The organism is Bradyrhizobium sp. 40 (assembly GCF_023100925.1).
Taxonomy (GTDB): domain Bacteria; phylum Pseudomonadota; class Alphaproteobacteria; order Rhizobiales; family Xanthobacteraceae; genus Bradyrhizobium.
Genome location: NZ_CP064688.1, coordinates 3,341,190 through 3,364,221, shown reverse-complemented (window position 1 = coordinate 3,364,221; position 23,032 = coordinate 3,341,190). Strand labels below are relative to the sequence as shown.

The window sequence follows — 23,032 nt, the reverse complement described above, 5'->3', positions numbered from 1 at the left end:
CTTCTAAGGAGCGCGGTTCCCGTGCCAACGCGAATTAGTCACGAAGGTTCAATTCGCGAACACGTCCGGACCGACAGAAGCTCCGAGCGCTAACCGCTCCAAAGCAAAACCCTAACTTAAGTTGAAGACCGCTGTCAGCGTGCCATGCACGTGATGTCCGAAAGGAACGACCATGCGCCGCGAAGATTTTTGTTAATCGCGCCGGTCGCGTGCGCAAGGGCACTGGCGAGCACACCCACTCAATGGATTCCAACGGAGCCGCAGCATGAAAAACACGGGAACCGAGCCTACAGGCTCGTCGGGCATTAGCTCGTGCTGCAGCCGGGAGGTACGGCGCCCGCCAATCGGACCCGGTGTCACCCAAGGCGCTATCGGAACGGGAGGCGGAAGCACAAACGATCGCGCAACCGGGAATGCCAGAGCAGATGAACCGAAGCCCTCCAATCTGGAGCAGAATAGCAAGCCCTAGCGGCCGTTACTTACGGTGCGCCTAACCGGCCGCTCGCCGACGACAATCACTCCTGGCACCCAAAACAACAGCTTGGGCGGCGCGGATGTTATTGGCGGCTTCGCTGAGCAGGTCGGGTTCGGCAGGTCTTTTAGCGGCTGGATATTGCCGAGGCAAAGATCCGGGAGCCTTCTCGGGCGGGATGCCCTCCGTCCTCCTGCATCAGGTCGAGTTGGTCGGGGCTGGTTCGGTTCGATCTCGTCTGGTCGAGACGACGACCAGGAAGGAGAGCACACCGAGGCCGCCGACCACAAGCCGACTATTCTGTGGAAAAGGGATGAGCACACTGCCAACAAGCATGAGGGCCGCGAACAGCTTGTCCAGAGCGAGGTGGATTCGAAACGGAATGACAGGCAGGAGGTCGAGCTCGTACTCGGTCAGCACACTGTAAAACAGCGCCGCCGCCCCAAGTACCAGAAGGAACGCCTTGGACGTGCCATGCATGCCATAGATGTATGGCAACCCGAGCACGACGAGCCCGACCACGTAGTCGGCAACACCGTGCATTACCGTCGGAAGGAAGCGCATTGCGTATACTCCGGCTTGCGTTGTCGAGATCATCTTGCCGGGCTGCACCCCAGACGTTTTCCCGATCGTATGATCGAACACACCGGATCGGAAAACGCTGTCGCGACTTGCCGGAGCGATACAGGAACGTGGCGCTGGCGCTCAGTCGGAGCCGCTTCCTGCGACGCTAGGCCAAGCCGACTGCGGCTCGACCTGCACCGCCTTGATTGCCCACTCTTGCTACTTCTGGCCCGACGGGGCTTGAGCGTTCGAGTTGTTGGGATTCGTGTTGTTGGAGTTCTGTTTGTTCGCTTCATGGTGTCCGATCGCGCATCCCGCGGCGGCGCCGAGTTTGCCGTGCCCCGCCATATGGCCCGCAACACCGCCCGCGATGGCGCCCTTGATGCATCCCTTGGCATTGGCCGGCGGGACCTGGACAAACGCGAACAACAGAAAAGCGATGGCTAACTTGGCTTTCATGACGTCCTCCGAGTTGGAATGAACGGAAATAACGCACTTCATCTTTAGCGCGGTGCCCTGGCCTCGTCGAAGCCAGGGCACTTAACGCGCTCACCAATGGTGATGCCAGTGTCGATGACCCCACGGCCGGCCGTAGTAGGCATAGCCAGGACGGAACGCACGACGGTACCCATAGTAGGCAGGTCCGTAGCCGTAGCCGACGGTCGTGTATCCATAGCCAGGGGAAAAGCCGTCATCGTAGCCCCAGCCGCCATACGCCGGCGCGTAACCGACTGCGGCGTACGGCCCATAACCGCCGTAGTAACCATAGGGACCCGCGCCATATGCGGCGGTTGCAAGTCCCCCCCATGACTGCACCGGCTGCAAAACCTCCGATCGCCGGACCGAAGCCGCCCCGCGCCTCTGCCGGACTTGGCGCCGCCAGTGATCCCAGAGCCAAAGCGCCAATCGTGGCCAAAGCAAAAGCCGTCTTCCTCATTCAAACCTCCTTGGTGGTGTGTGCCAACCCAACGACGCTCCGAAAACAAGGTTGCTATTTGCGCGACGCGCAGGGGCGGCGGCGTCCCTGCAATGGCTCGGCTCGGCGGGAGCTCGACCCAATCGCCATCGAGCGGGAAGCTTCACCGAACCTGATCCTTGAAATGCGTCAGCCCGACCACCCGTTGCAACGTCAGGCCCTGTACAACAATCGAGAACACGACAACCGCGTAGCAGATCGCCAGAAGCTCGCTCTTCCATTCGCTCGAGCCAGTACTCAGGGCCAACGCCACCGACACGCCTCCCCGCAGCCCGCCCCAGGTCAGGATGGCAATTGCGGGCCAGCGGTTCGGATTCCGGGCATGAAGCCAAAGCGCAGTGCCGACGATGCTTGCAGCGCGAACGGCAAGGCTGAGGGGAATAGCGAATGCCATGACCAACAAGGTCGAGCTTCCAAGACGGGCCAGCCCGAGCATTTCGAAACCGATCAGCAGGAACAGCAGAGAGTTCAGGATCTCGTCGATAACCGACCAGAACAGGGCAAGGTTGCGGCGCGTTTCTTCGCTCATGGCTTTGCGCCGTCCGCGACTGCCGATCAGAAGGCCGGCAAGGACCACGGCGATCGGACCCGAGGCGCCGAGCGCATTGGCAAGCGCATAAGAACCACTCGCCAGAGCCAGGGAGATCGTGATTTCGAGCGGGTATTCATCGATCCGCTTCATTGCCAGATAAGCGATCCAGCCGCTCGCGGCGCCGACGATGACGCCGCCGCCCATCTCACGCAGGAAATCGAGGCCAATAGAGCCGAATGTGGGTTGCTTCCCAGTCGCGTAGGCCAGTGCGGCCTGAAACAGGACCACCGCCACACCGTCGTTGAAGAGGCTCTCTCCCGCCATGATGGCCTGCAACTGCTTGGACAATCCGACGCGTGCGAGGATGGCACTGACGGCAACAGGATCGGTTGGCGCAAGGATGGCCCCGAGCACCAGTGCCCAGGAGAATGGCATCCCCACCCCCGCCAGGGCGAAAGCGGCGTAGATTCCTGATCCGAACAGCACCGTCGCAATCACTACGGCGGCGGTAGCTAGAAGGAACACGGTGATCTTGCGGGACCACAGCGCGGAAACATCGACCTGCAAAGTGCCCGCAAAAAGCAGGAAGCACAGCACGCCGTTCAAAAGCGTGTCCGGTAGCTCTCGAATCCCCAGAATGTCCTGCAGGGCGAGGCGTAGGTTCAACCAAGGAAATAGATCACCTAAGCCGATCGCGAAAAGCGAGGCAACAAGCGCAACGACCGTCAATCCGATCGTGCCGGGCAAGCGTAGAAAACGCCGGTTCAGAAGCCCGAACACTGACGCGAGGCACAACAGCACGGCTAAGAAAGAGAGTGGCGACATGCCCGCGCCCGTTCATCCGCTCGTGCTGGGCTTCGCCCGCCTCATGACTCCGCAGTTCCGACGGCGCCAAACCTTCTGCGGCGCGTTGCGACTGCCCGGTGGCTTCGAAGTCTGGGCCGTCCGCAAACAGAAAAGCAGTACGCCGACCGATCGTTCCTGGCCGTGCCGGGTTGCCGATGTGAACCTTCGAGAACCGTCGTTGCCCCACCCTCCGTTTCTTTCCAGCCGGACGAGCGCTCTTGCCGGCAAAGGTCTTCAGGCCTGACCGTCTCGAGTAGCAGGTGCACGCATGTCAACGATTCGCGCGAGGGGAATGAACCAGCCCCTGTTCTTCTCATCGCTGTCGCAGTGGTTCCGGTGATCGCTGTCGCAGCTTGGTTCCTCTTTGGCTGATCTCGCGGCTGTCTTCACGACCCGGTTAGCGAACTGCAGCAGGGTTTCTTGACGGCCCGCTTCGCGATTTCGCCTCGCCTGTGCGCAAGGGTGTCGATGTCTAGGACCCGCTTGCTCTTCGCCCCGGGCGCTGAGATTATTTGTCTGGATCGGCCATTCGCCCGGTGCGCGCTGTTCGCCCTGGTCCGTGAGCGTCGGACCCCACCTGCCGCGCGAAACCTAGCCCTCCTCTCTCAAAACTTTCTCGAACCTTGCTGTAGCGAAACCGCACACTGCCGAAGTCAGCTGCGACTATCTGATGTACGTTAGACGATTAGGTTCCACTCGAACTCGGGGCGCAGGTAGAAATTAGGTTCCAGCTTCGCCAGCATGATCGACCGCCTTGTCCCAGAGAACTAGCGCTCGAGTCATCGAGATCTTTGAATGATATACTGGAGCGTCATTTCGTTCGGCGTCCCCTCCCCCTAGGATCATGATAAAGCGGGTAGCCCAGCCCGCTTGCATCGTGTGGAGCTCTAGGAAGCGCACGGAAGGCGGGGGGGTTCAAGGGCCCGTGCTCCAAAGCGTTCGTTCAATCCAGGACAGGAGCGCCCGTTACTGCGTCCTCGACGGAACGCTTCAACGGCTTCGCGGTGAATCGGCATGTGTGCGGTGGCGTTGCGTCAGTCTCGTTTTGAAGTATCGCGCGTCGTCGGCGCCCGCAGAGCTGCGCTTCCAGGTTACATCGAACCCTGTGACCCCACGCTACGCAACAGTCCGCCCCGAGGCGACGGTTGGGTATACGAGATCAAGGCGGACAGCTACCGCGCGCAGCTGCACCTGGAAGATGGCGAGGTCACAGTCTATTCTCGCGCACGCGTTCGATCTCCTTTACCTCGATGGCTACGATTTGCGCGGCGCTGCCACAAGATCGCAAGCAGTTGCTGCACCGGCTCCTGAAGAACGCTCCTGAGACATTTATGTATGTCGAGGCCCTTGCGGCCAATGGCAACGTGATCTTCGACAAGGGGTGCAAACTGGGCCTCGAAGGTCTGGTCGCCAAACGGCTGGGCGAACGGTACCGCTCGGGTCGGCAGGAGAGCTGGATCAAGCTCAAGTGCAAGAAGAGCGAGACCTTCCCAATCGTCGCCTTCGTGGAGAAGCTTGGGGCGCGCCCGCGCAAGGTCGCCTCCCTCTACGTCGGCCGGCGCCAGAACGGCAAGCTGCTCTACGCCGGCAAGGTGCGTACCGGTTACACCGAGACGACAGCGCGCGAATTGCGCGAGCGGCTCGATCCATTGATCCGCAAGACTTCTCCGCTAGATGGGACACGAGCGCACATCATCGGCTTGATACGCGGTCTGCTCGGCGTCATAGAGCGTGCAGTTATCACAGCGTGGATGTTCATTCGTGTCTCTCAGTCTCTCGACAATCATTTTGCCAACCATTCAGCTGGAATGATGTCGATCGGGGCGTTGTCGACTGAGCCATCGAGAAGGCTTCCATCCACTCTTTATCCTTTCGCTTCCTTGTACCAGCCGATGACGCGTATGCGCGCTCCCAATCCGCGACCAACGCCAGTTGCTGGTCCGTCACGTCCGTTCTTGCACATAAGAGCTCGTACACCTGAAAATTCGCGGAAAATCCCTTGGGGCTGATCCGATCGATGCTGCGGAAGAGAAACTCTTCCTCTACCCGCGCTTTGATGGTCTCGCTAACCAGTATCGCGGTCCCGTAGTCCCTGTTCAACCCTTCCAGGCGCGCAGCGAGGTTCACGGAAGCACCTACAGCTGTGTAGTTCATGCGGTCGCGCGAGCCGATGTTGCCGACTACAACGTCGCCGACGTGCAGACCGAACCGGGTCCGAAACGGAGGCAGACCTTCGGCCGCGAATTCGGCATTCAGCCGGCCGTTAGCTTTGACGCAGGCAAGCGCCGCGTGACATGCGTTGGAGACGTGCCGCTCGTCGTCAGTCGGCGCGTTCCAGAAGGCCATGACGGCATCGCCGATGAACTTGTCGACGGTGCCTTGTCTTGCCATGATTTCCTCGGAGAGCACGGAGAAGTAGCGCGAGGTCGTCCGCATCACGCTGGTGGGCTCGGCCGTTTCCGTGAGACCCGTGAAGTTCTCGACGTCCGTGAACATTACGGTCAGTTCCCGGCGTTCGCCGCCGAGCTCGATGGGAACTTCGCTTTCAACCAGTTGGCGGACCAGGCGCTTCGGAATGAAACTCGAGAATGTGCGGACCAAATTCTTCATGGCGGCAACAGAGTGGCCGAGATCGTCGATCTCGCGCACCACCGATCGGATGCGCGGACTCTCTGCGACGTCAAAGTGCCGAATGCGATCGGTTTCGATGGCAAGCGCCCTCATCCGCTTCGACATCATCGCGCCCATCCAGAGCACCATCGGCAAAACCGCCAAGACGAAGCCGAGCGCCGCCACGAACAGGCGCCGCCGTTCGCCTTCGATCTCCGAGTAGAATTCGTCGATCGGCGCGGACACCGCAAGTCGAAGATTGGCCGCCCCGGCCGAAGCGATGGTGCGGAACGCGGCGGCATGAGCCCGCCCACCTGAATCCTGGAATATCTGTTGGGTGCTGCCCGTCGTCCTCCAAGCATCTACCGCTTTCGCGATCCCGATCCGATCGATGTCCGCGAGATGCGGCAGCAAGAGCGCACCGGCCGTCCCGCCAGTGCGCCCTATGAGTTCCGAGATCTGCGGGTGGGCCAGCACGCGGTTTTCGTCATCGAACAGGATGACCGTGCCGGATTGCCCCAGTTGCTGTCTCCGGAGCAGCGCTTCGGCCTCGCTTGTCAGGACGTCGCCGGCGACTACGCCGCGCGGCGAGCCCGCAATCGGCATCCGAAGCGTGTAGCCAGGCTGGCCGATAGCGAAAAAGATGTAGGGCTCCGTCAGCGGCCGCAGGTCCTTCTCGAACGCTCCGGCGTACCAGGGCCGCCGGCGGGGATCGTAGTCGGTAGGGCCTGGCCGCTGTGACATCGTCGTCAAATCCTCCCGCAGGAAATCGATGGTCGAGTCTGCGCCGTCCGGACCCGAGATCACGACCAGGCGGAATTTTGCCCCTTCTGGCGCCTCGCTCCGCAGGCGCGCGGCCTCTCCTCCCCGCTCGAGGTAGTCCATCTGCACAAATCTGCCGTCGTCGTAGCCGGCGTACAGACTGTAAAGGTGAAGGTTATTCCGGAGCATCGAAGCGAGCAGCGCGTAGAGCCTGGGGTTGTCACGGACAGCGGCCGATCGGACCGAAGGCAGATCATGCAGGATGTCCAGGCCGTTGCGGACCGCCATGAACTGAGCATCGATCCTGTCGGCCGATAACTGCGCGACGGTGTCCAAGAAGGATGCGGCAGCCGCCCGGGTGATGGCATCGATCCGCTCGAAACTGAGGTAGACCAATGACAGTCCGACGAACAGTACGGTTCCAACGAAGATCGCGCTGATCGACGTTCTGAATCCGATTCTGAGGTTGCGATCGGGCATGCTTTGCCCCCGATGGTGTCTGCCGCCGAGGATGAACCGTTCCGACGAGATGGTCTCGCGGCTCGGCGCCTGCGCGGTCAATCAGGCCTGGATAACCTCGTACGTCAGATCGAAATGCTGGCCGTGCTCACTTCTCCGGTGGGCGCAGCGGCCCGTCCGCCCAGTTGCGCGCCGTAGGGTCGCGCAACGGGTCGTCGTCGCATTTTGCGCAGGTGTAGCGCAGCGGCCCCCTCGCCGGTTCGTCGGGCAAAACCCTCATCGGCCTGCCGCACTCGGGGCAAGCCTGTCGTATCGAATACAGCCCTGCCAATTTATCTCCCCGCGTCAGGCCCTGCTTCACTGTTCGGACGTCGCGCCTGAAAGCTAGTTTCAAACGACGAGATGCGCGTCGGTTGCCGATGACGAACAAGGCGACTCCCTCGACACTCAAGGCTCGACTAGTTTCTTGCGGATCGCGTAGCGAACAAGTTCCGCCGTAGAGGACATCCCAAGCTTGCGCATCGCCGCAGCACGGTGCGTCTCGACGGTCTTTACGCTCAGCTTCAAGATGCAACCGATCGATTTGTTCGTATGTCCCTCCGCGATGAGCTGGACCACACTCTGTTCCCGCGATGTGAGCAGTACGCTCGATCTATTTTGCTTGTTGATCTGATAGTTGCGTAGAAGTTTCTCAAGCAACACGCCCGTGAAGTAAGGCCTGCGTTCGAGCAAAGCGTCGATGGCGGACAACAGGTGCTCCTTCGCGTCGGATTTGAACAGAAAGCCACGCACGCCAGCCAGAATAGCCTCCGTCAACAGCTCCTCGCTCTCATGCATCGTCAGAATTAACACTTCGACGCGCATGTGCATTGCACCCAGGCGGCGGCTGACTTCTAGCCCATTCATGACGGGCATAGAGTAGTCGGCGATCAGGATGTCCGGACGCGTCTCAACCGCCATCGCTAGTGCCTGCTCCCCGTCACACGCCTCGCCGCAAACGATCCAATCAGAGCGCAGTTGGACGATCGCGCGCAGGCCCGACCGTACAACCTCATGATCATCCGCAATTACGATGCGCTTCACGGCGGCGCTCCCGCATGTTGACCCAGATCCTATCGGGCAATCAACGGAGATGACCGGCAGCCAAGTCGGCCGACTGTATCGGCCATCTTTCGGAAAGTTATCCGACAAAACCCTGAAACTGGGTCGCGGATGTTTCTACCGCCTGATGGTCGATCAGTCGGCAACCAGCTTGGCGCGAACCGCGTAGCGAACAAGGCCGGCGGTCGAATTCACGCCGAGCTTACGCATCGCGGCGGCGCGGTGAGCCTCTGTCGTCTTCACGCTGAGGTTCAGGATAGCGCTGATGCCCTTGTTGCTATAGCCATCCGCAACCAGCTTGACGACCAGCCGCTCGCGGGGGGTCAGCCTAGTTCCGCCAACTGGTACGCTATCGAGAACGTCCAACCCGCTCCCGATACCGAATGATTTGTGGACCAGGAGAGAATCGACAGCAGCAACCAGCAGCTTGCTCGCATCCGACTTCGACAAGAACGCGCGGGCGCCGGCCAGATAGGCCTGCTGCGCCAACAGGCCAGAGTTGTGAACGGTAAATATCAGAACCTCGATGGGAAGCGAGAATTCCTTGATCCGCCGGGTTACCTCCACTCCGGTCATGCGCGGCATGGAGAAATCGAGGATAGCGACGTGCGGCTTGCTCTCGATCGCGGCAGCAATCGCCTTTTTGCCGTCGCTCGCCTCCGCCACAACCTCCCAATCAGCACGTTGCGCAAGCACCGCGCGGATACCGGAACGGACGGCCTCATGATCATCCGCGATCAAGATTCGCTTCATAGCACGCGCTCCTGCTTCGAACGCCGCCGTATCGAGTGCCAGACCCGAAGGTCGCATCTGAGGGCGACGATCGTCCATAAACCTGTTCAAGCGCTTGCCTTGGTTTATATCATTGCAAGGGCAAGCGCCGCCTGCGCCGCTTTGCCTCACTCGGCAGCGGGAATACCGCGTACAACATCGTCCCGGAGCTTTCAGGATTGGATCGGATCTCGAGACTGCCGCCAAGATGCGCAAGCCTTGATCTCATGGCGGGAATGCCGACACCCATCATGGTCGTTCCGAACCGATTGGCACGGTGAGCCGGAAAGCCGCTTCCATTGTCGCTTATTGTCAGCTGAAACTGCTCGCCTGTCACTTTGGCGAGCAGTTTGACCTCTGTCGCCTTTGCGTGCCTGAATATGTTCGAGAGCCCTTCTTGAATGACCCGCAGCAACGACCTTTGTATCTCGTATGACAACCGATCCACGCCGGCGTCGACGTCAGTCTGGACACGCAACGCCGTCCGCGCCGCAAAGCCGCAGGCGTAGCACTCGATGGTCGCCTTCAATCCCTCTGCCACCACGTCCTGGGGATGCATTAAATACGTCAGGGAGCGGATCTCTCTCAGAGCACGGTCGATCGATGCATCGACAAGCTCGCAAAGTCTGTCCACACCATTTGCCGGGCCGACGCAGGTGCGAATACGCACCAGCCCAAGACTCGCGGCGACAAGATGCTGGCATGTCGAATCGTGAAGCTCGGAGGCTATCCGCTGCTGTATATCCTCCCGAATGGCAGCCAAATCGTCACCCAGCCCGGCCGGTTCATCTGAATCGCATTCATCGGATTCCTCAGGAAGAATGCGATGTCGACCAACGAGCAGAGCGATCACTCCCTCGGATTCAACAACGGGGAACACGGTCGTTTCGACCTGGCGTCGAAGCCCGCCAAGCGCAAGGCGGTGATGAGTTCGAACCTCAACCTTCTCTTCCAGGCACGTCCGCAACACCTCGCAAATGCTTTCAGAATCTTCGCTCGACCAACATTGAGAGATACCGAGCCCAGACACATTGCCCGACGGCAGTTGCAGAAGCGCCGCGCAGGCACGATCCATCCCATCGTATGCGAATTTACCCCCCCGCAGGGGGCGCACTACAAAAAGAAGATCTTCCCAAGGGCCCCGATCAGGGCGATTGCGGGCTTCCCCAAAAGGCAGGCGCTGCGGAGCGCCATGTGAATTCAACAAGCTCGCACGCGGGCTGTACGGCTTCATTCCAGGCACCCTTTTTGGCCTGCCTTGAAAGCCAACTTTGGGCGAGTGATGATCGACCTAGCTAATCACCAGCTCAGCGCTCCCAAGACGACGCGACCTACACAACATCCCTAAGGGATGATCTGCATCATGCTCCTCGTTTTTCATACAACCAAGGGGTTAATTCCGAATACTTCGAAACCTGCGCATGACTGGCATGAGCTAACGGCGTACCAGTTTGTCCCGCTTGTTTTCGAGTTATTGTTAAAAGAAGAGACAATGATGACGAGATCATTCGTCGTTCGGACATGCGAACAACGTCGCATACTGGCTCAAGCTGCAAACGACGGGACGAGAGATGAGGAAAGGCAGCCGGCATCAGGTCGCACAGCTGCCGACCTGCAGCGCAACAAGGATTATCCACCACTACCGGCGGCAGGACCGGACTTCTTCTTCGGCCGAGAGATCGGAGGATTCTGTGGCGGCGGCGCAATCACCAGGGGATGCGCTGGCACCCGAAGTCGGTTTTCCCCAAGGTCATCCCTCAGTGCGTCGGTGTCCATACGCTGGCTTCGGTCGACGGAGTCACGAGGATCCGCCGCTGCGGCGCTCGCCGCCATGATCCCGAAACTCATTCCCAGCAGGACGGACAGGCGTCTCGCAAGCATTCTCAGATACCCTCTCAAAAGGCAAAATCGAGCCGCGGCCCGACCCGCAGATCTCTGTAGTTCCGCAGCGGAACGTTGGACGTCCGCGCTTCGTAGAGCACGGTGGTGGTGAGCGACAGATTGCTGGCAAAATTATACTTCAATCCTATGTCGGCCGAATAGAGCCGGTCCCGCCGCCCGGAATTCAATCCATCGGTGAACCAGTAGGCTTCGAACAAAGGCGCGCTCACAATCGACCATTTCGGATCGAGTTTGACCTCAATGCCAAGAACGGCATCAAAGCGCCAGCGGCGGGCCTCGGCCAAATCAGAAAAGCGGTAAGTCAGCAGCCACAATGGCGACAGCGTTACATTCGCAACCTGGAAGTCACGAGCCACGGAACCCATCACGTCATGCGAGGTGAACGCGAGGTCGCGATAGACGCCGTCGAAGTCGTAGCGGTTCTCGTAGATCGCGGAGAATCTCCAGCCGTTCCAATTTTCGGTCAACCGCCCACCCAAGCGCGCGATCCCAAAATTGCTGTCCTTCTCCGTCGCGTAAGCTTCGTATTGCGCACGCGCATAGAGTCTATACGACAGGTCTGCTGTCAAATAGCCATCCAGCCTGGCGCTGATATCGGGCTCATAATAGGCATCTGATCTGCGATTGTTGCGGCTGAACAGGGCGTTGTCAGTAAAGGTTGGCGAGACCGAGCCAACGATACTCCAAGAAGGCGGAGCGAGCGGCGGCGGATCCGCCTTGAAGTCCCTCAGATCCACGTCAGCTGCAAGCGCGGCAGTCGAACCCAAGAGTCCAATCATCTGCAAAAGAAATCCAGATACACGCATCCGAATCCTCGAGATTGTCGGCCCTGCCCCAACAAGCGAGCACGATAGGCTTGGCCTATCGATTGTCAACCCGCACAAACAATGCTCGCAGAGATTGCGGCCGCCTGTGACAGAGAGAGCACGCGAATGGGTGCGCAATTGCTCAAGGGCGCGCAGAAAAGATCGACAGGCAGTCCTCATAGCGGTGCTTCCTTGATCGGCGTGCCGCGTCACTAATCGGGCTCCGAAACGGCAGCCACGACAACCACGGCAGCCGAGAGCCGTTCGAAAAGCCGCCGCTGCTCCATGATCGCGGGCCAACCGTAGAGAAAAATTTCTGACGGCTTCCAGATCGCCACCCAGCCCAGAATCAAGAAGCTTTCCCTCAGAATGTCCGGGAGAGGTCCATCTCCAAGGACCAGGCCCGCCAGCCATCCAACCGCAAGACAGCTGGAGAGGATCGCAACGCCTACGATCAGTGAGCGGCGCCCTGACTTGAATAGAACTTGCAGCTCTCTCGATTTTTCGTGAGCGCGCAGCAGGAAATGCTGCGCCACGGCCGGAGCCAAATCCGGCACGATCGCATCCAAGGAGCCCGCCCAGGCTAGATGAATCACGATTTGGATGGGAGCGGCTTTCGCGATATCTTCAGCCTGGTCGGCGATGTATCGCTCTGCCTCGGTTGCGAGCTCCTTCTCGCGAAATGGCGCCGGATCAAGTGTGTTGAACAGTTGCAGCGGATTGGAAAGTCTGATGACGATCCTGCCGAGACCTGCGTTGCTCAAAGCGTGCACTTGCATGTGTGTCACTTCCGGCAGTCGCCGAGGAGGCGGCTGCCCCGGAGTTCCAGGTCCGCGAAGCTTGTCGTCGCACCAGAGCAGTCCCTACCCCTACCTTGCTAGTAGTCCACGGCGTCCCGGATTATCGGACAGGTCATGCAGTGACCACCGCCTCGACCCCGGCCCAGCTCCGCCCCCACGATGGTGATAACTTCGATACCTTCCTTGCGCAGTAGGGTGTTTGTGTAGGTGTTGCGGTCGTAGGCATACACCACGCCCGGCGACGCACAGACAAGGTTGGCGCCGCTGTCCCATTGTGTGCGCTCGCGCTGATAGTCGCTTCCACCAGCCTCGACTACGCGAAGTTTCTTGAGGCCGAGCGCTTCCTCGACGACGCTGACAAATGGCTTGTTCTCGGGGTGCAACTCAAGCCCGCTCGGGTGATCGCTCGGGCGATAGGAATAGGTGCGCGTCTGGTTGATGAAGTCGGGCGCGGTCAGGACGCAATCGCGGTCCGCGAACGTGAATACGGTGTCGAGATGCATGGCGGCGCGGATCTTGGGCATCGCCGCGACGATCACGCGTTCCGCCGCCTTCTTCTGAAACAGCGTCGCCGCGAGTTGACTGATCGCCTGGCGAGACGTGCGTTCGCTCATCCCGATCAGCACAACTCCTTTGCCGATCGGCATCACGTCACCACCCTCCAACGTAGCTAGCCCATGGTCGTGCGTGGGGTCGCCCCACCACACATTGACCTTGCCAGCAAAGTCGGGGTGGAACTTGTAGATCGCCGTCGCGAGGATTGTTTCCTCGTGCCTTGCCGGCCAAAAAAGCGAATTGAGCGTCACGCCGCCGTAGATCCAGCAGGTGGTGTCGCGCGTGTAGAGCGTGTTCGGCAGTGGCGGCAGCAGGTACTCGGTGGCGCCAGCCGCCTCCTTGACTATCTTGATCGCCTGGCCGCCATGCTCCTCGGGAAAGTCATGGATGGACAAGCCACCGATCAACGTTTCCGCCAGCTTGCGATTGTCCAAGCCTGCAAGGTAGCTTCTCAGTTCGTCGATGAAGCCGAGCCCGACCTGATCCGGCACAACCTGGTTGTCGAGAATCCACTTCTTGCCTTCGGGTACCGACATCGTTTCGGCCAGCAAGTTGTGCATTTCAACCACATCGACGCCTCGGTCGCGCATCTTGGTGACGAAGTCGAAATGGTCACGCTTGGCGTTCTCCACCCAGAGAACATCGTCGAACAGCAGCTGATCGCAGTTCGACGGTGTGAGCCGCTGATGCGCGCGACCGGGCGCGCAGACCATCACCTTGCGGAGCTGACCGACTTCCGAATGAACGCCGAAAGCTGGGGAATTCGCCATTGCTGAATCCTTTCGTACCGGGGCTAGATGCTGATGTAGCCGGTGGCGAGGCCATGGATACCGACGACGCATCCGATCACCGCTACCGCGAACAAGACCCACTCGGCCGGCGTGAACAGTTGTTTGCCCTGCTCATTCCGCGTGATGTAGTACAGGATGGTGCCGGGTGCGTAGATGATGAAGCCGAGCAGCAGGAATTTGGTCCCGCCGGCGAACAACAGGAATATCGTGTAGATCGTCGCCAAAACCGCGATGATGGTATCCTTGCGGAGGTCGCGTGAATCCTTCTCGTAGGTTTCCCTGCGATAGACCAGCATCAACGCGAACGCAGCGGACAAGAAATAGGGAATCAACGAAAGATGACTACATAGCGACAGCGCGAACGTGAAGGCGTCGTCGGAGAACAGCGTCGCGACGAGCACCGCCTGAATCAGCAGCGTGGTCATTAGCAGCGCCGCCGATGGCACTTGATTGACGTTCTCTCGCGCCAGGAAGGTGGGCATATCCCGCTTCTTCGCTGCAACGGAAAGCACCTCGGCAGCCATCATCGTCCACGCCAGATAGGCTCCAAGAACCGAGACAATTACGCCGGCACCAATGAAAACCGCACCCCATTGCCCGACCGCAGCCTCGAGCACGCCACCGACGGAGGGCTGACGAAGCTGCGCGATCTCCGCGCGTGGCAGGACGCCGTAAGCGAGTATCGACACCGATGCGAACAGCGCCAGCACTCCAAGGAATCCCGTGACGGTGGCGACACCCACGTCTTCGCGCTTCTCCGCGAACCGCGAATAGTTGCTGGCCCCCTCAATCCCTAAGAATACGAAGACGGTCACCAGCATCGTCGCCTTGACCTGCTCGAACAGGTTGCCGTAGTCACCCGCGGTGCCGCCCCACAGGTTGTCTGCGAACACCGATGGCTTGAGGAAGAAGATTGATAACACCACGAACAACAACAGCGGGATGATCTTGGCCACCGTGACGATCGCGTTGATTCCGGCTGCTTCCTTCACGCCGCGCAGCACCAGAAAATGGAACGCCCATATACCGACCGAGGAGATGAGCACTGCGGGCAACGTATTGCCCTGCCCCAGAACCGGAAAGAACGCGCCGAGCGTCGACTTGATCAGGATCCAGTACGAGACGTTGCCGACGCAGGCGCTCGCCCAATAGCCGAACGCGGAAAAGAAGCCGACGTAGGGCCCAAACCCCGCCCGCGCGTATGCGTAGACACCGGCATCCAGATCGGGCTTGCGGTTGGCCAAGGTCTGGAAGACGAAACACAGCATGAGCATCCCGGCTCCGGCGATGGCCCAAGCGATGAGCGCCCCGTAGATGCCGGTCGCCTGCGCGAAGTTGCGCGGTATCGAGAACACGCCGGCGCCGACCATGCCGCCCACCACCATGGCGGTCAGGGTCCGCAGCGGCAGCCTCTGGACGTCCGTTTTTGTGCTCATGGAGGCGTCCCAATCCTATGCATTTATCCACGACGAACGACGCGCGACGCCCGACGGGACACGATTTCTGCGTCGCACATGGCAACCACCAGGCGGTCGGTGCGAACGGCGACTGGAATAGCTTCTCCGATCATCACAGACGCACGACGGCCGGCACATCAGGTTGACTACCTAGCCGAAGGTGAGGATTCCCCTATCCGGCTTTGCTTTCCCGATTCCGGAGTCTTGCTCAGCGCCGGGTCGATTGCCGAGTCGGTCGCGCCGAACCAGGCAACATAAATCGTCGGCAAGAAGACGAGGGTGAGAACCGTCGCAACCAGCAAGCCACCCATGATGGCGAATGCCATCGGTCCCCAAAACACTGTCGGCGCAATCGGAATCATCCCAAGGACAGTCGATATCGCTGTCAACATGATCGGCCGGAACCGGGAGCTGCTAGCGTCTACCGCGGCTTCCCAAGGCGACTTGCCGATCGCGCGCTCCGCGTCGATCTGACCGATCAGAATGACCGCGTTCTTGCTGATCATACCCAAGAGCGCAAGGACACCCAGGATGGCAACGAAGCCGAGCGGCCTCCCGGAAAGCATCAACGCGGCGACGACCCCGATCAGTCCGAGCGGCGCCACGCTGAGGACCATGAACAGCCTCGGGAAGCTCTGGAGCTGGACCATGAGGACCGTAAACATGACGAACAGCATCACTGGAACGACCGCCAGCACGGATGCCTGCGACTTTTGGCTCTCCTCTACCGTGCCGCCGACGACCACTCTGTACGATGGCGGAAGGGTCTTCTGGAACTTCTCGATGGCCGGCAACAGCGAGGCGACAACGCCTTCCGGCAATTTGTCACCGTCGATGGCAGCCTGGACCGTCAAAGTCGGAACGCGGTCCCGACGCCAGACGAGCGGGAATTCCTGGTCATATTCGAAGGAAGCAAATTGACTGAGAGGAACGGTCTGTCCGCCGCCCAGCGCTACTTGCAGGTTGCGCAGACTGTCCAGCGAGACCCTCTGCTCGTCAGTCGCGCGCGCCACCACGTTGACGAGATAGATATCATCGCGGACCTGAGTGACAGGCGTGCCCGTGATGACGGCGTTCAAAACGGTCGCAATCGCCTGTGAGCTCAGGCCGAGTTGCCGCGCCTCGTTCTGATCCACGCGAATACGGACCTGCCGGTCGGGCTCCATCCAATCGAAATTCGTTTGCTTAGTGTCCGGACTGGACGCGACGATCTGCCCGACCTGAAGCGCGATCTCGCGCACCCGTTCGACGTCTGGCCCGCTGACCCGGTACTGAATCGGCCAACCGACCGGCGGCCCGAGCTCGAGCGGCGAGACGAACGCGATCGCCTTGGGGAATTCTTCGGCCAGCGTTTTTTCTAGCTTCACATGCAGGCGATCCCGAGCGGCGACGTCCTTCGCGATCACCACGATCTGCGTGAAGAAATCGTTCGGGAGCTGGACGTTGAGGGGCAAGTAGAAGCGGATGGCGCCCCGTCCGACATAAGTGCTCCACCGAGCCACGTCGGGGTCGGTCGCAAGCGCCGCATCCAGGCGCTTCGCCGCTGCTTCGCTCGCGTAGATCGAAGCGTTCTGCGGCAGGCTGATATCGACCAGCAGCTCCGGACGATCCGATGACGGAAAAAACTGCCGCGGGATCAGCGGCATTGCAAGGACCGACGCGACGAAGAGCGCCAGGGAAGTTGCGATCGTGAGCCATTTCGCGCGCATCGCCAAGGTCAGAAAATGACGGTATATCCGGAAAATCCTGCCCGGGTCCGCCGACTTGCCCCGCTCGGGCGGGACAAGGATGGCGGCGCCCAATAGCGGCGTGAAAATGACCGCGACCATCCAGGACACCAGCAGCGCGATGGTGACGACCGCGAAGAGCGAGAAAGTGTATTCTCCAGCGGAGCTCGCCGCAAAGCCGACAGGAATGAAGCCCGCGATGGTCACCAGCGTGCCAGCGAGCATCGCCATCGCATGGGTCCGGTAGGCGAAAGTAGCCGCCTCGATCTTGCTCGCACCTTCCGCCAATTTGGTCAGGGTCGCGTCCGTCGTGGTCATGGCATCGTCGACCAGCAGCGCGAGCGCTATGATCAGCGCACCGAGCGATATACGCTGCATATCGATGCTGAGCAGTCCCATGATCGGCATAACGATAGCCAGCGTCAACGGTATCGCCAGCGCGATGATCAGGCCCGGACGCACGCCCAGGCTGATGAAACTGACGACCATGATGATGGCGACGGCCTGCAGCAGCGAAACCATGAATTCTCGAATTGCGTGGTTGACCACGACGGGCTGGTCCGCGACCAGGCTGGGCTCGATGCCTATCGGGAGTCCCGCGGTAATCTGCGCCATCGCCTTGGTGATGTTCGCACCCAGCGCAAGAATATCCCCGCCATCTCTCATGGCGATTGCGAGTCCTATGGCCGGCTTTCCATTGACTCGAAACATCGGGTGGGGCGGGTCTGTGTAACCGCGACGCACCCGCGCGATGTCGCTCAGGCGGAGCATGCGCCCGCCCGCGGAAAAATTGATGCCGGCGATGTCCTGCTCGGACTGAAAGCCGCCGGACACTCGTAGCGAGATACTCTCGGCGCTCGTCTGTACCGTTCCGGCCGGGCGGACGATGTTTTGCGACTGAAGGGCCGCAATAAGGGCGGACCGATCGACTCCGATTGCCGCGAGCTCCTTAGTGGAGAACTCGACGAAGATCGCTTCGTCCTGCTCGCCAAGGAGCTCGATTTTCGACACGTCGGGAATCATCAGCAACTTTGAGCGGATCTCCTCGACTTGGTCACGCAGCTCGCGCTGGGTAAAACCGTCGCTCGTGAAGCCGTAGATGATCCCGAAAGTATCGCCGAATTCGTCGTTGAACCCCGGACCGATGACTCCGGCGGGCAGCGTATAGCGCATGTCACCGATCGACTTGCGCACGTGGTACCAAGTGTCCGTGACCTCTCTCGCACTGGCACTACCTTTTAGATTTACGAATACGGTCGAGACACCTGCCCTCGTGAAGCTGCGAAGGAAGTCGAGATGCGGTGTTTCCTGCAGGCGACGTTCGAGGCGCTCCGTCACCTGCTTCATCGTCTCCTCTACGGAGGCCCCCGGCCAAGCGGCTTGAACGACCATCGTCTTGATGATGAAGGCCGGATCTTCGTTCCGACCCAGGCGGAAATAGAACAGACCGCCCGCGACCACCGCAATGATCATCATGTAGACGACGAGCGAGCGGTGTTTCAGCGCCCAATCGGAAAGATTGACCCCGCTCATTGCTCTGATCCGAGAACCCGGACCTTCTGGCCAGGATGAAGTGCCTGCACCCCGGCGGTGACAATGACCTCGCCGGTATCCAGTCCTTGCGCAATCACCGCTTGGGCTTCATCGAACCGCAGAACGTCCACATTGCGCACCGAGACCGTACCGAGGGTGGGGTCGACGATCCACACCGCGGGACGTTGGTTCATCCTCGTCAGGGCGGAGGCCGGTATATCGATCATCGGCCCTGCGCTCGTGCTCACCCGCCCCACGACCGTCGCCCCAAGGCGCATCGCCGCCGGAGGATCGGTCAGGCCGACCCTGACCTCGAAGGTCCGAGTCACGGCACTGGCTTGCGCCGCAACCTCGCGCACGCGCCCCTTGGCGTTAATCGCCGGATCATCCGCAAGGCTGACGTCGACCTCCGGCTCGGCTGAAGCTGACCGGACCAACTGGGAAGGCACGTCGAAGACAGCATCGCGACCATCTTGGCGCGCGATTCTCGCGATCATCTGTCCCGCCTGCACCACTTCGCCAGCTCCCGGGCCGGTCGCAGTAATCACCCCGGGCGCGTCGGCCTTCAGTTCCGTGAACCCGACCAAGTCATGCGCGGAACTGAGTGCCGCTTCGGCGGCATCGACCTGCGATCGGGCCGTTTGCTGCGCTTGGGTCGCGGCATCGTAATTGACACGTGTGGTCCAACCCTGCGCCAGCAACGTCTCCTGACGATCAAAGTGATTGCGTGCCTGCGTCATTTGTCCCTGGGCCGCGGCGAGAGCCGCCTGCGCCTGGCGCAGCGCATTCAGCTCGTTCTGGGACTCCAATCGCGCTAGAACCTGGCCGGCCTTGACCCGGTCGCCGACCTTGCTGTCATTGCTCAAAAGCCGCCCGGATATCCGGAACGCAACATTCACTTCATCTTCTGCTTCGATCCGCCCGGAGAAGGTCAGGGGTGTGGTGATCTTGCGCTTTTCAACGGTCGCTGTGCGCACAATTCGTGGCGCCGGCGGGTCATCCGCTGCGGTCTCTCTTCCGCAGCCTGCCAGCACAGGCGAGAGCGCCGCCACGAACGCAAAAGTAATGACGTGTCGAGGTGTGGAATGGCCGCCACGCGTGGACATGAGCTCTTCGTTCCGGAAGTGAGTGTCGCCAAGTAGATCGGCCTTCCCGAGGTCGCGGTATCCCGGTCTCGCCGCCGGCATTTTCGGCTAAGGGGTCCGCCGCAAACATCGGGAAATCTACCTGTTCATCCGGATGTAATCATGTGCGCGAGCATTCGTGCCTTGGGAGATTCCCGACAACCCGGTCAGGCAATCACCCGATATCGCCTGTTCGACTGGCGACACATGATGGGATTGTCAGGTGAAGCAGTAGCACCCTGCAATAGAGCCGTCCGCTACTCGTACTTCGCATGACCGGCAAGTAGCCGGGCTGACGCGAAACCGACTCGAACGATGACGCTTGAACGTGCCTCAAACCGCCGGATCAGGAGAATTCAAATGCGAATGTTTATCCTAGCCACAGCCGCAATTCTGGGAACGTTGGCGATTCTGCCAACGGCTACTCCGGCCAACGCGGCTGGATCATGGTGTTCGAAGAAACAGGGCATGACGCACTGTGGTTACTCAACTGAGGAGCAATGCCGGGCATCCAGGAGCGGACGAGGCGGAAGCTGCTTCCGGCGCCAGGCGTCACGCTAGTCTTGCGCGGGCTGAGCGGCACGATTGCGAAATCTCATCCAAGAAGGTGGCGCCGGACGAACGACTCGGCGGCACCTTCTGAACCATTCTGGATGACGATGTACCGCTACTCGCGGTCACGCCGAAGGCCGAAGATGGATCTCAAACTGCAGATCCCCAATGCGACGCTGCCGTCTGGGTCCGTCCTCATCAAACAGGCCGAGCCGGTCCCTCCGGACGCCCCGAAGCTCGGCAATGCCATGCGACGCCGATCGAGGGCTTCGAGCATGAGCGAATACTCGGGAAGACCAGACGAGCCGGCGCGAAACGCCTCCAGGGTCCGATGGTCGAGCGCGGCTTTGCGAGCGGCCGGGTTCGGCTGCCTCTGGCTCGTGCTCGCGGGCGCTCAGGTCGGAGACATTCCCGCAGCAGTAGCCGCAGTTGTCGCAGCGACCTGGACAAGCCTTTACTTTCTGGAGCCGAGCAGCGCGCGGCGTTCTCTTCCCGCCGTTGCCCGCCTGGTTCTGCTTTTCCTGTATCACTCGGTCGTAGCCGGGTTGGACGTTGCCGGCCGCGCGTTGAATCCGCGTTTGCCGCTTCATCCGGGCTTTCTAGCCTATCCGACCCAGCTATCCCGTGGCGTACGGCAGAACGTGTTCACAACGCTCACCAGCCTGTTGCCCGGGACGGTGCCAGCCGGAGAGGAGAGCGGCCATATCATCTATCATTGTCTCGACATCACTCAGCCGGTCCTCGCCGATCTCGCCGCCGAGGAAGCGGCGCTGGTCCGGGCGCTCTACAATGACTGAGTTCCTGACCGCAGCGGTCGGCCTGATCCTGGCGCTGCTGGCGCTCGGCCTGGTATCGATCTTGCGCGGCCCCACCGACGCGGAGCGCATGATGGCCGCGCAATTGATCGGCACCGGGGGCATTGCCGTGCTGCTGCTGCTCGGCACTGTGACAGGCGTTCCCGCGTCGGTCGACGTGGCATTGATTCTGGCGCTGCTCGCCACTTTCGCGTCCATCGCATTCGTCAAGAAGGGGCTGTCCCGCCTCAACAGCGACGGGGCCGTTTCAACGGAGGACAAGTGAACCTCGTACGAGACATCGTGACGATTGCGTGCGTGTCGGCCGGCGTGTTCTTCTTCTTGGCTGGCACGGTCGGCCTCCTTCGGTTTCCCGACACTCTGACCCGGCTGCACGCCCTGACCAAAGCCGACAATCTCGGCCTGGGCTTCGTCGTGCTCGGGCTGCTTCCCCAAGCAGGAAACCTGCGGGAAGGGTTGAAGTTGATCAGCATCTGGGTGTTCGCGCTTCTTGCTGGCGCCACGGTGTCGCAATTGATCGCACGTACGGTACGTCGGAGCGGTGCCAGATGAGCATCGCAACGGCCTTCGAGATCGTCCTCGCCGCCGTGGTGCTGGGTCTCGCCACATGGACCATCGCTGTCCGCGAGACCTATCCTGCAACGGTGGGATTTGTCGCCTACGGACTCCTGGTTGCGCTGATCTGGGTTCGCCTCGACGCGGTCGATGTCGCACTGACCGAGGCCGCGATCGGCGGAGGTCTGGGCGGAGTCGTTCTGTTGGGGGCGGCTGCCCGATTGCGCGATGCCGAGGCGGTCGCGTCTGAACGACCCGGCCAGGTCGTTCGTCTGAGCGCGGCCATATTGTGTTCCTTGACCGCGGCGGCGCTGGGCATCGCAATCCTGCTTCTGCCTGATCCGGCACCCTCCCTTGCGCTGGCCGTCGTCTCGAATGCCGGCGCAACCGGACTGGCTAACCCTGTCACTAACGTGCTCATGGCGTTCCGCGGGATGGACACCATGCTCGAGAAGGTCGTGCTCCTGCTGGCCATCGTTGGCGTCTGGTCGCTTGCGTCGGACGGGGCTTGGGGTGGCCGTCCGGGACCCCGGCACGAAGCCGATCCAGATGGCGTGCTCGCCTTCCTCGCCCGACTGCTGCCCCCCGCGGGCATTGTCATTGGCGTCTACATGTTGTGGACAGGGGCCGATCACCCCGGCGGAGCATTCCAAGGCGGCGCTGTTCTCGCGTCGATGTGGCTGCTGGCGATCATGGCCGGATTGACGGACACTCCACCAGTGAGCAGCCGAGGGCTGCGGGTTGTCCTGACGGCCGGGCCCGGCCTGTTTCTTCTCGTCGGCCTTGGAGGGTTGTTTTTCGCGTCGGCGTTCTTGGCCTTTCCGGATGAGTTCGCAAAGCCCCTGATACTCGGCATCGAGATCGCGATGATTTCGACAATCGCGGCGACTCTCGCCCTGTTGCTCGCAGGCCCACCGGAAAGGAGTACACGATGATGAGCAGCGCAATAGTGTTTGGAATGTGTGCCGCCGCGTTGGTTGGGCTTGGGCTGTACGGCCTGATTACGAACCCGCAACCGCTCCGCAAGATCCTCGCATTCAACCTGATCGGCAGCGGCGTGTTTCTTCTGTTCGGCCTCGTCGGACGCAGGGGCGCTGGGGCGAGCGTTGGCAACGACCCGGTGCCACAGGCACTGGTGATCACGGGCATCGTGGTCGCCTTTTCCGCAACTGCCCTGGCGATCGCCTTGTTGCTCCGGTTGTTCGACACCGCGGGCTCCACCACGCTCGGCAATCCCGCACCGACGAGCCTGCACTCCGATTCACCCGGTGACTGATGCTGCCCGCTGCCCCCGCACCGGCAACGACCGCGTCTGGCTTCTT

General features: G+C 60.8%; 20 protein-coding genes and 1 pseudogene. 8 read left to right on the top strand and 13 right to left on the bottom strand.

Annotated elements, in window-relative coordinates; genetic code table 11:
• Window positions 1–670 precede the first annotated feature (670 nt).
• From IVB40_RS16380 to IVB40_RS16370, 3 genes are all read right to left on the bottom strand, one after another.
• On the bottom strand, window positions 671–1,036 hold the full coding sequence (locus IVB40_RS16380; protein WP_247819315.1) for a hypothetical protein: 366 nt from the start codon (window positions 1,034–1,036) through the stop codon (window positions 671–673).
• A 219-nt stretch (window positions 1,037–1,255) separates the two neighbouring features.
• Entirely contained in the window at window positions 1,256–1,495 is a 240-nt protein-coding gene (locus IVB40_RS16375) for a hypothetical protein (RefSeq protein ID WP_247398136.1), read from the bottom strand.
• 620 nt (window positions 1,496–2,115) lie between these two features.
• On the bottom strand, window positions 2,116–3,369 hold the full coding sequence (locus tag IVB40_RS16370) for a sodium:proton antiporter (protein WP_247462521.1): 1,254 nt from the start codon (window positions 3,367–3,369) through the stop codon (window positions 2,116–2,118).
• Here IVB40_RS16370 and IVB40_RS16365 point away from each other — a divergent pair.
• Both IVB40_RS16365 and IVB40_RS16360 read left to right on the top strand, forming a co-directional pair.
• Window positions 3,368–3,634 carry a hypothetical protein gene (locus IVB40_RS16365; protein WP_247819314.1) on the top strand — a complete coding sequence of 89 codons (267 nt, stop codon included), beginning with the start codon at window positions 3,368–3,370 and terminating at the stop codon, window positions 3,632–3,634. The two genes, IVB40_RS16370 and IVB40_RS16365, sit on opposite strands and share 2 nt — an antisense overlap.
• A gap of 1,006 nt (window positions 3,635–4,640) precedes the next feature.
• Window positions 4,641–5,009: pseudogene (locus IVB40_RS16360) on the top strand (DNA ligase D); the annotation flags it as partial.
• Window positions 5,010–5,145: 136 nt separating this feature from the next.
• On the opposite strand, the gene IVB40_RS16355 reads toward IVB40_RS16360, so the two are convergent.
• From IVB40_RS16355 to IVB40_RS16310, 10 genes are all read right to left on the bottom strand, one after another.
• Entirely contained in the window at window positions 5,146–7,242 is a 2,097-nt protein-coding gene (locus IVB40_RS16355) for an adenylate/guanylate cyclase domain-containing protein (protein WP_247819313.1), read from the bottom strand.
• 426 nt (window positions 7,243–7,668) lie between these two features.
• Window positions 7,669–8,304: a response regulator transcription factor gene (locus IVB40_RS16350; RefSeq protein WP_247356206.1), complete on the bottom strand. Its 636-nt coding sequence runs from the start codon at window positions 8,302–8,304 to the stop codon at window positions 7,669–7,671.
• A gap of 153 nt (window positions 8,305–8,457) precedes the next feature.
• A complete protein-coding gene (locus IVB40_RS16345) occupies window positions 8,458–9,075 on the bottom strand; it encodes a response regulator transcription factor (protein WP_247398134.1) in 618 nt (205 codons plus the stop codon).
• 109 nt (window positions 9,076–9,184) lie between these two features.
• Window positions 9,185–10,327, bottom strand: a complete 1,143-nt coding sequence (locus tag IVB40_RS16340; protein WP_247819312.1) for an ATP-binding protein — start codon at window positions 10,325–10,327, stop codon at window positions 9,185–9,187.
• Between the two features lie 661 nt (window positions 10,328–10,988).
• Complete coding sequence (locus IVB40_RS16335; RefSeq protein WP_247819311.1) at window positions 10,989–11,801, bottom strand: outer membrane beta-barrel protein; 813 nt, start codon at window positions 11,799–11,801, stop codon at window positions 10,989–10,991.
• Between the two features lie 212 nt (window positions 11,802–12,013).
• Window positions 12,014–12,580 carry a hypothetical protein gene (locus IVB40_RS16330; protein WP_247819310.1) on the bottom strand — a complete coding sequence of 189 codons (567 nt, stop codon included), beginning with the start codon at window positions 12,578–12,580 and terminating at the stop codon, window positions 12,014–12,016.
• 98 nt (window positions 12,581–12,678) lie between these two features.
• Window positions 12,679–13,926, bottom strand: coding sequence for an arginine deiminase (gene arcA / locus IVB40_RS16325; protein WP_247435166.1), 1,248 nt, complete (start codon window positions 13,924–13,926; stop codon window positions 12,679–12,681).
• Window positions 13,927–13,949: 23 nt separating this feature from the next.
• On the bottom strand, window positions 13,950–15,383 hold the full coding sequence (locus IVB40_RS16320; RefSeq protein ID WP_247356200.1) for a basic amino acid/polyamine antiporter: 1,434 nt from the start codon (window positions 15,381–15,383) through the stop codon (window positions 13,950–13,952).
• A gap of 167 nt (window positions 15,384–15,550) precedes the next feature.
• The gene (locus tag IVB40_RS16315; RefSeq protein ID WP_247819309.1) at window positions 15,551–18,664 is read right to left on the bottom strand and encodes an efflux RND transporter permease subunit; all 3,114 of its coding nucleotides are present in this window, start codon (window positions 18,662–18,664) and stop codon (window positions 15,551–15,553) included.
• On the bottom strand, window positions 18,661–19,770 hold the full coding sequence (locus IVB40_RS16310) for an efflux RND transporter periplasmic adaptor subunit (protein ID WP_247819308.1): 1,110 nt from the start codon (window positions 19,768–19,770) through the stop codon (window positions 18,661–18,663). Before IVB40_RS16310 ends, IVB40_RS16315 begins: the two co-directional genes overlap by 4 nt.
• Before the next feature lie 333 nt (window positions 19,771–20,103).
• Here IVB40_RS16310 and IVB40_RS16305 point away from each other — a divergent pair, with 333 nt between their 5' ends.
• The 6 genes from IVB40_RS16305 (at window position 20,104) to IVB40_RS16280 (ending at window position 22,986) form a co-directional block, all read left to right on the top strand.
• Window positions 20,104–20,349: a DUF3551 domain-containing protein gene (locus IVB40_RS16305; protein ID WP_346015280.1), complete on the top strand. Its 246-nt coding sequence runs from the start codon at window positions 20,104–20,106 to the stop codon at window positions 20,347–20,349.
• 134 nt (window positions 20,350–20,483) lie between these two features.
• Window positions 20,484–21,137, top strand: a complete 654-nt coding sequence (locus IVB40_RS16300; protein WP_247819307.1) for a Na+/H+ antiporter subunit E — start codon at window positions 20,484–20,486, stop codon at window positions 21,135–21,137.
• Complete coding sequence (locus IVB40_RS16295; protein ID WP_247356195.1) at window positions 21,130–21,420, top strand: monovalent cation/H+ antiporter complex subunit F; 291 nt, start codon at window positions 21,130–21,132, stop codon at window positions 21,418–21,420. Before IVB40_RS16300 ends, IVB40_RS16295 begins: the two co-directional genes overlap by 8 nt.
• The gene (locus IVB40_RS16290; protein WP_247356193.1) at window positions 21,417–21,707 is read left to right on the top strand and encodes a monovalent cation/H(+) antiporter subunit G; all 291 of its coding nucleotides are present in this window, start codon (window positions 21,417–21,419) and stop codon (window positions 21,705–21,707) included. The genes IVB40_RS16295 and IVB40_RS16290 overlap by 4 nt, the downstream gene beginning before the upstream one ends.
• The gene (locus IVB40_RS16285) at window positions 21,704–22,645 is read left to right on the top strand and encodes a hydrogenase subunit MbhD domain-containing protein (protein ID WP_247819306.1); all 942 of its coding nucleotides are present in this window, start codon (window positions 21,704–21,706) and stop codon (window positions 22,643–22,645) included. Before IVB40_RS16290 ends, IVB40_RS16285 begins: the two co-directional genes overlap by 4 nt.
• Complete coding sequence (locus IVB40_RS16280; RefSeq protein ID WP_247819549.1) at window positions 22,645–22,986, top strand: NADH-quinone oxidoreductase subunit K; 342 nt, start codon at window positions 22,645–22,647, stop codon at window positions 22,984–22,986. Before IVB40_RS16285 ends, IVB40_RS16280 begins: the two co-directional genes overlap by 1 nt.
• Window positions 22,987–23,032 lie beyond the last annotated feature (46 nt).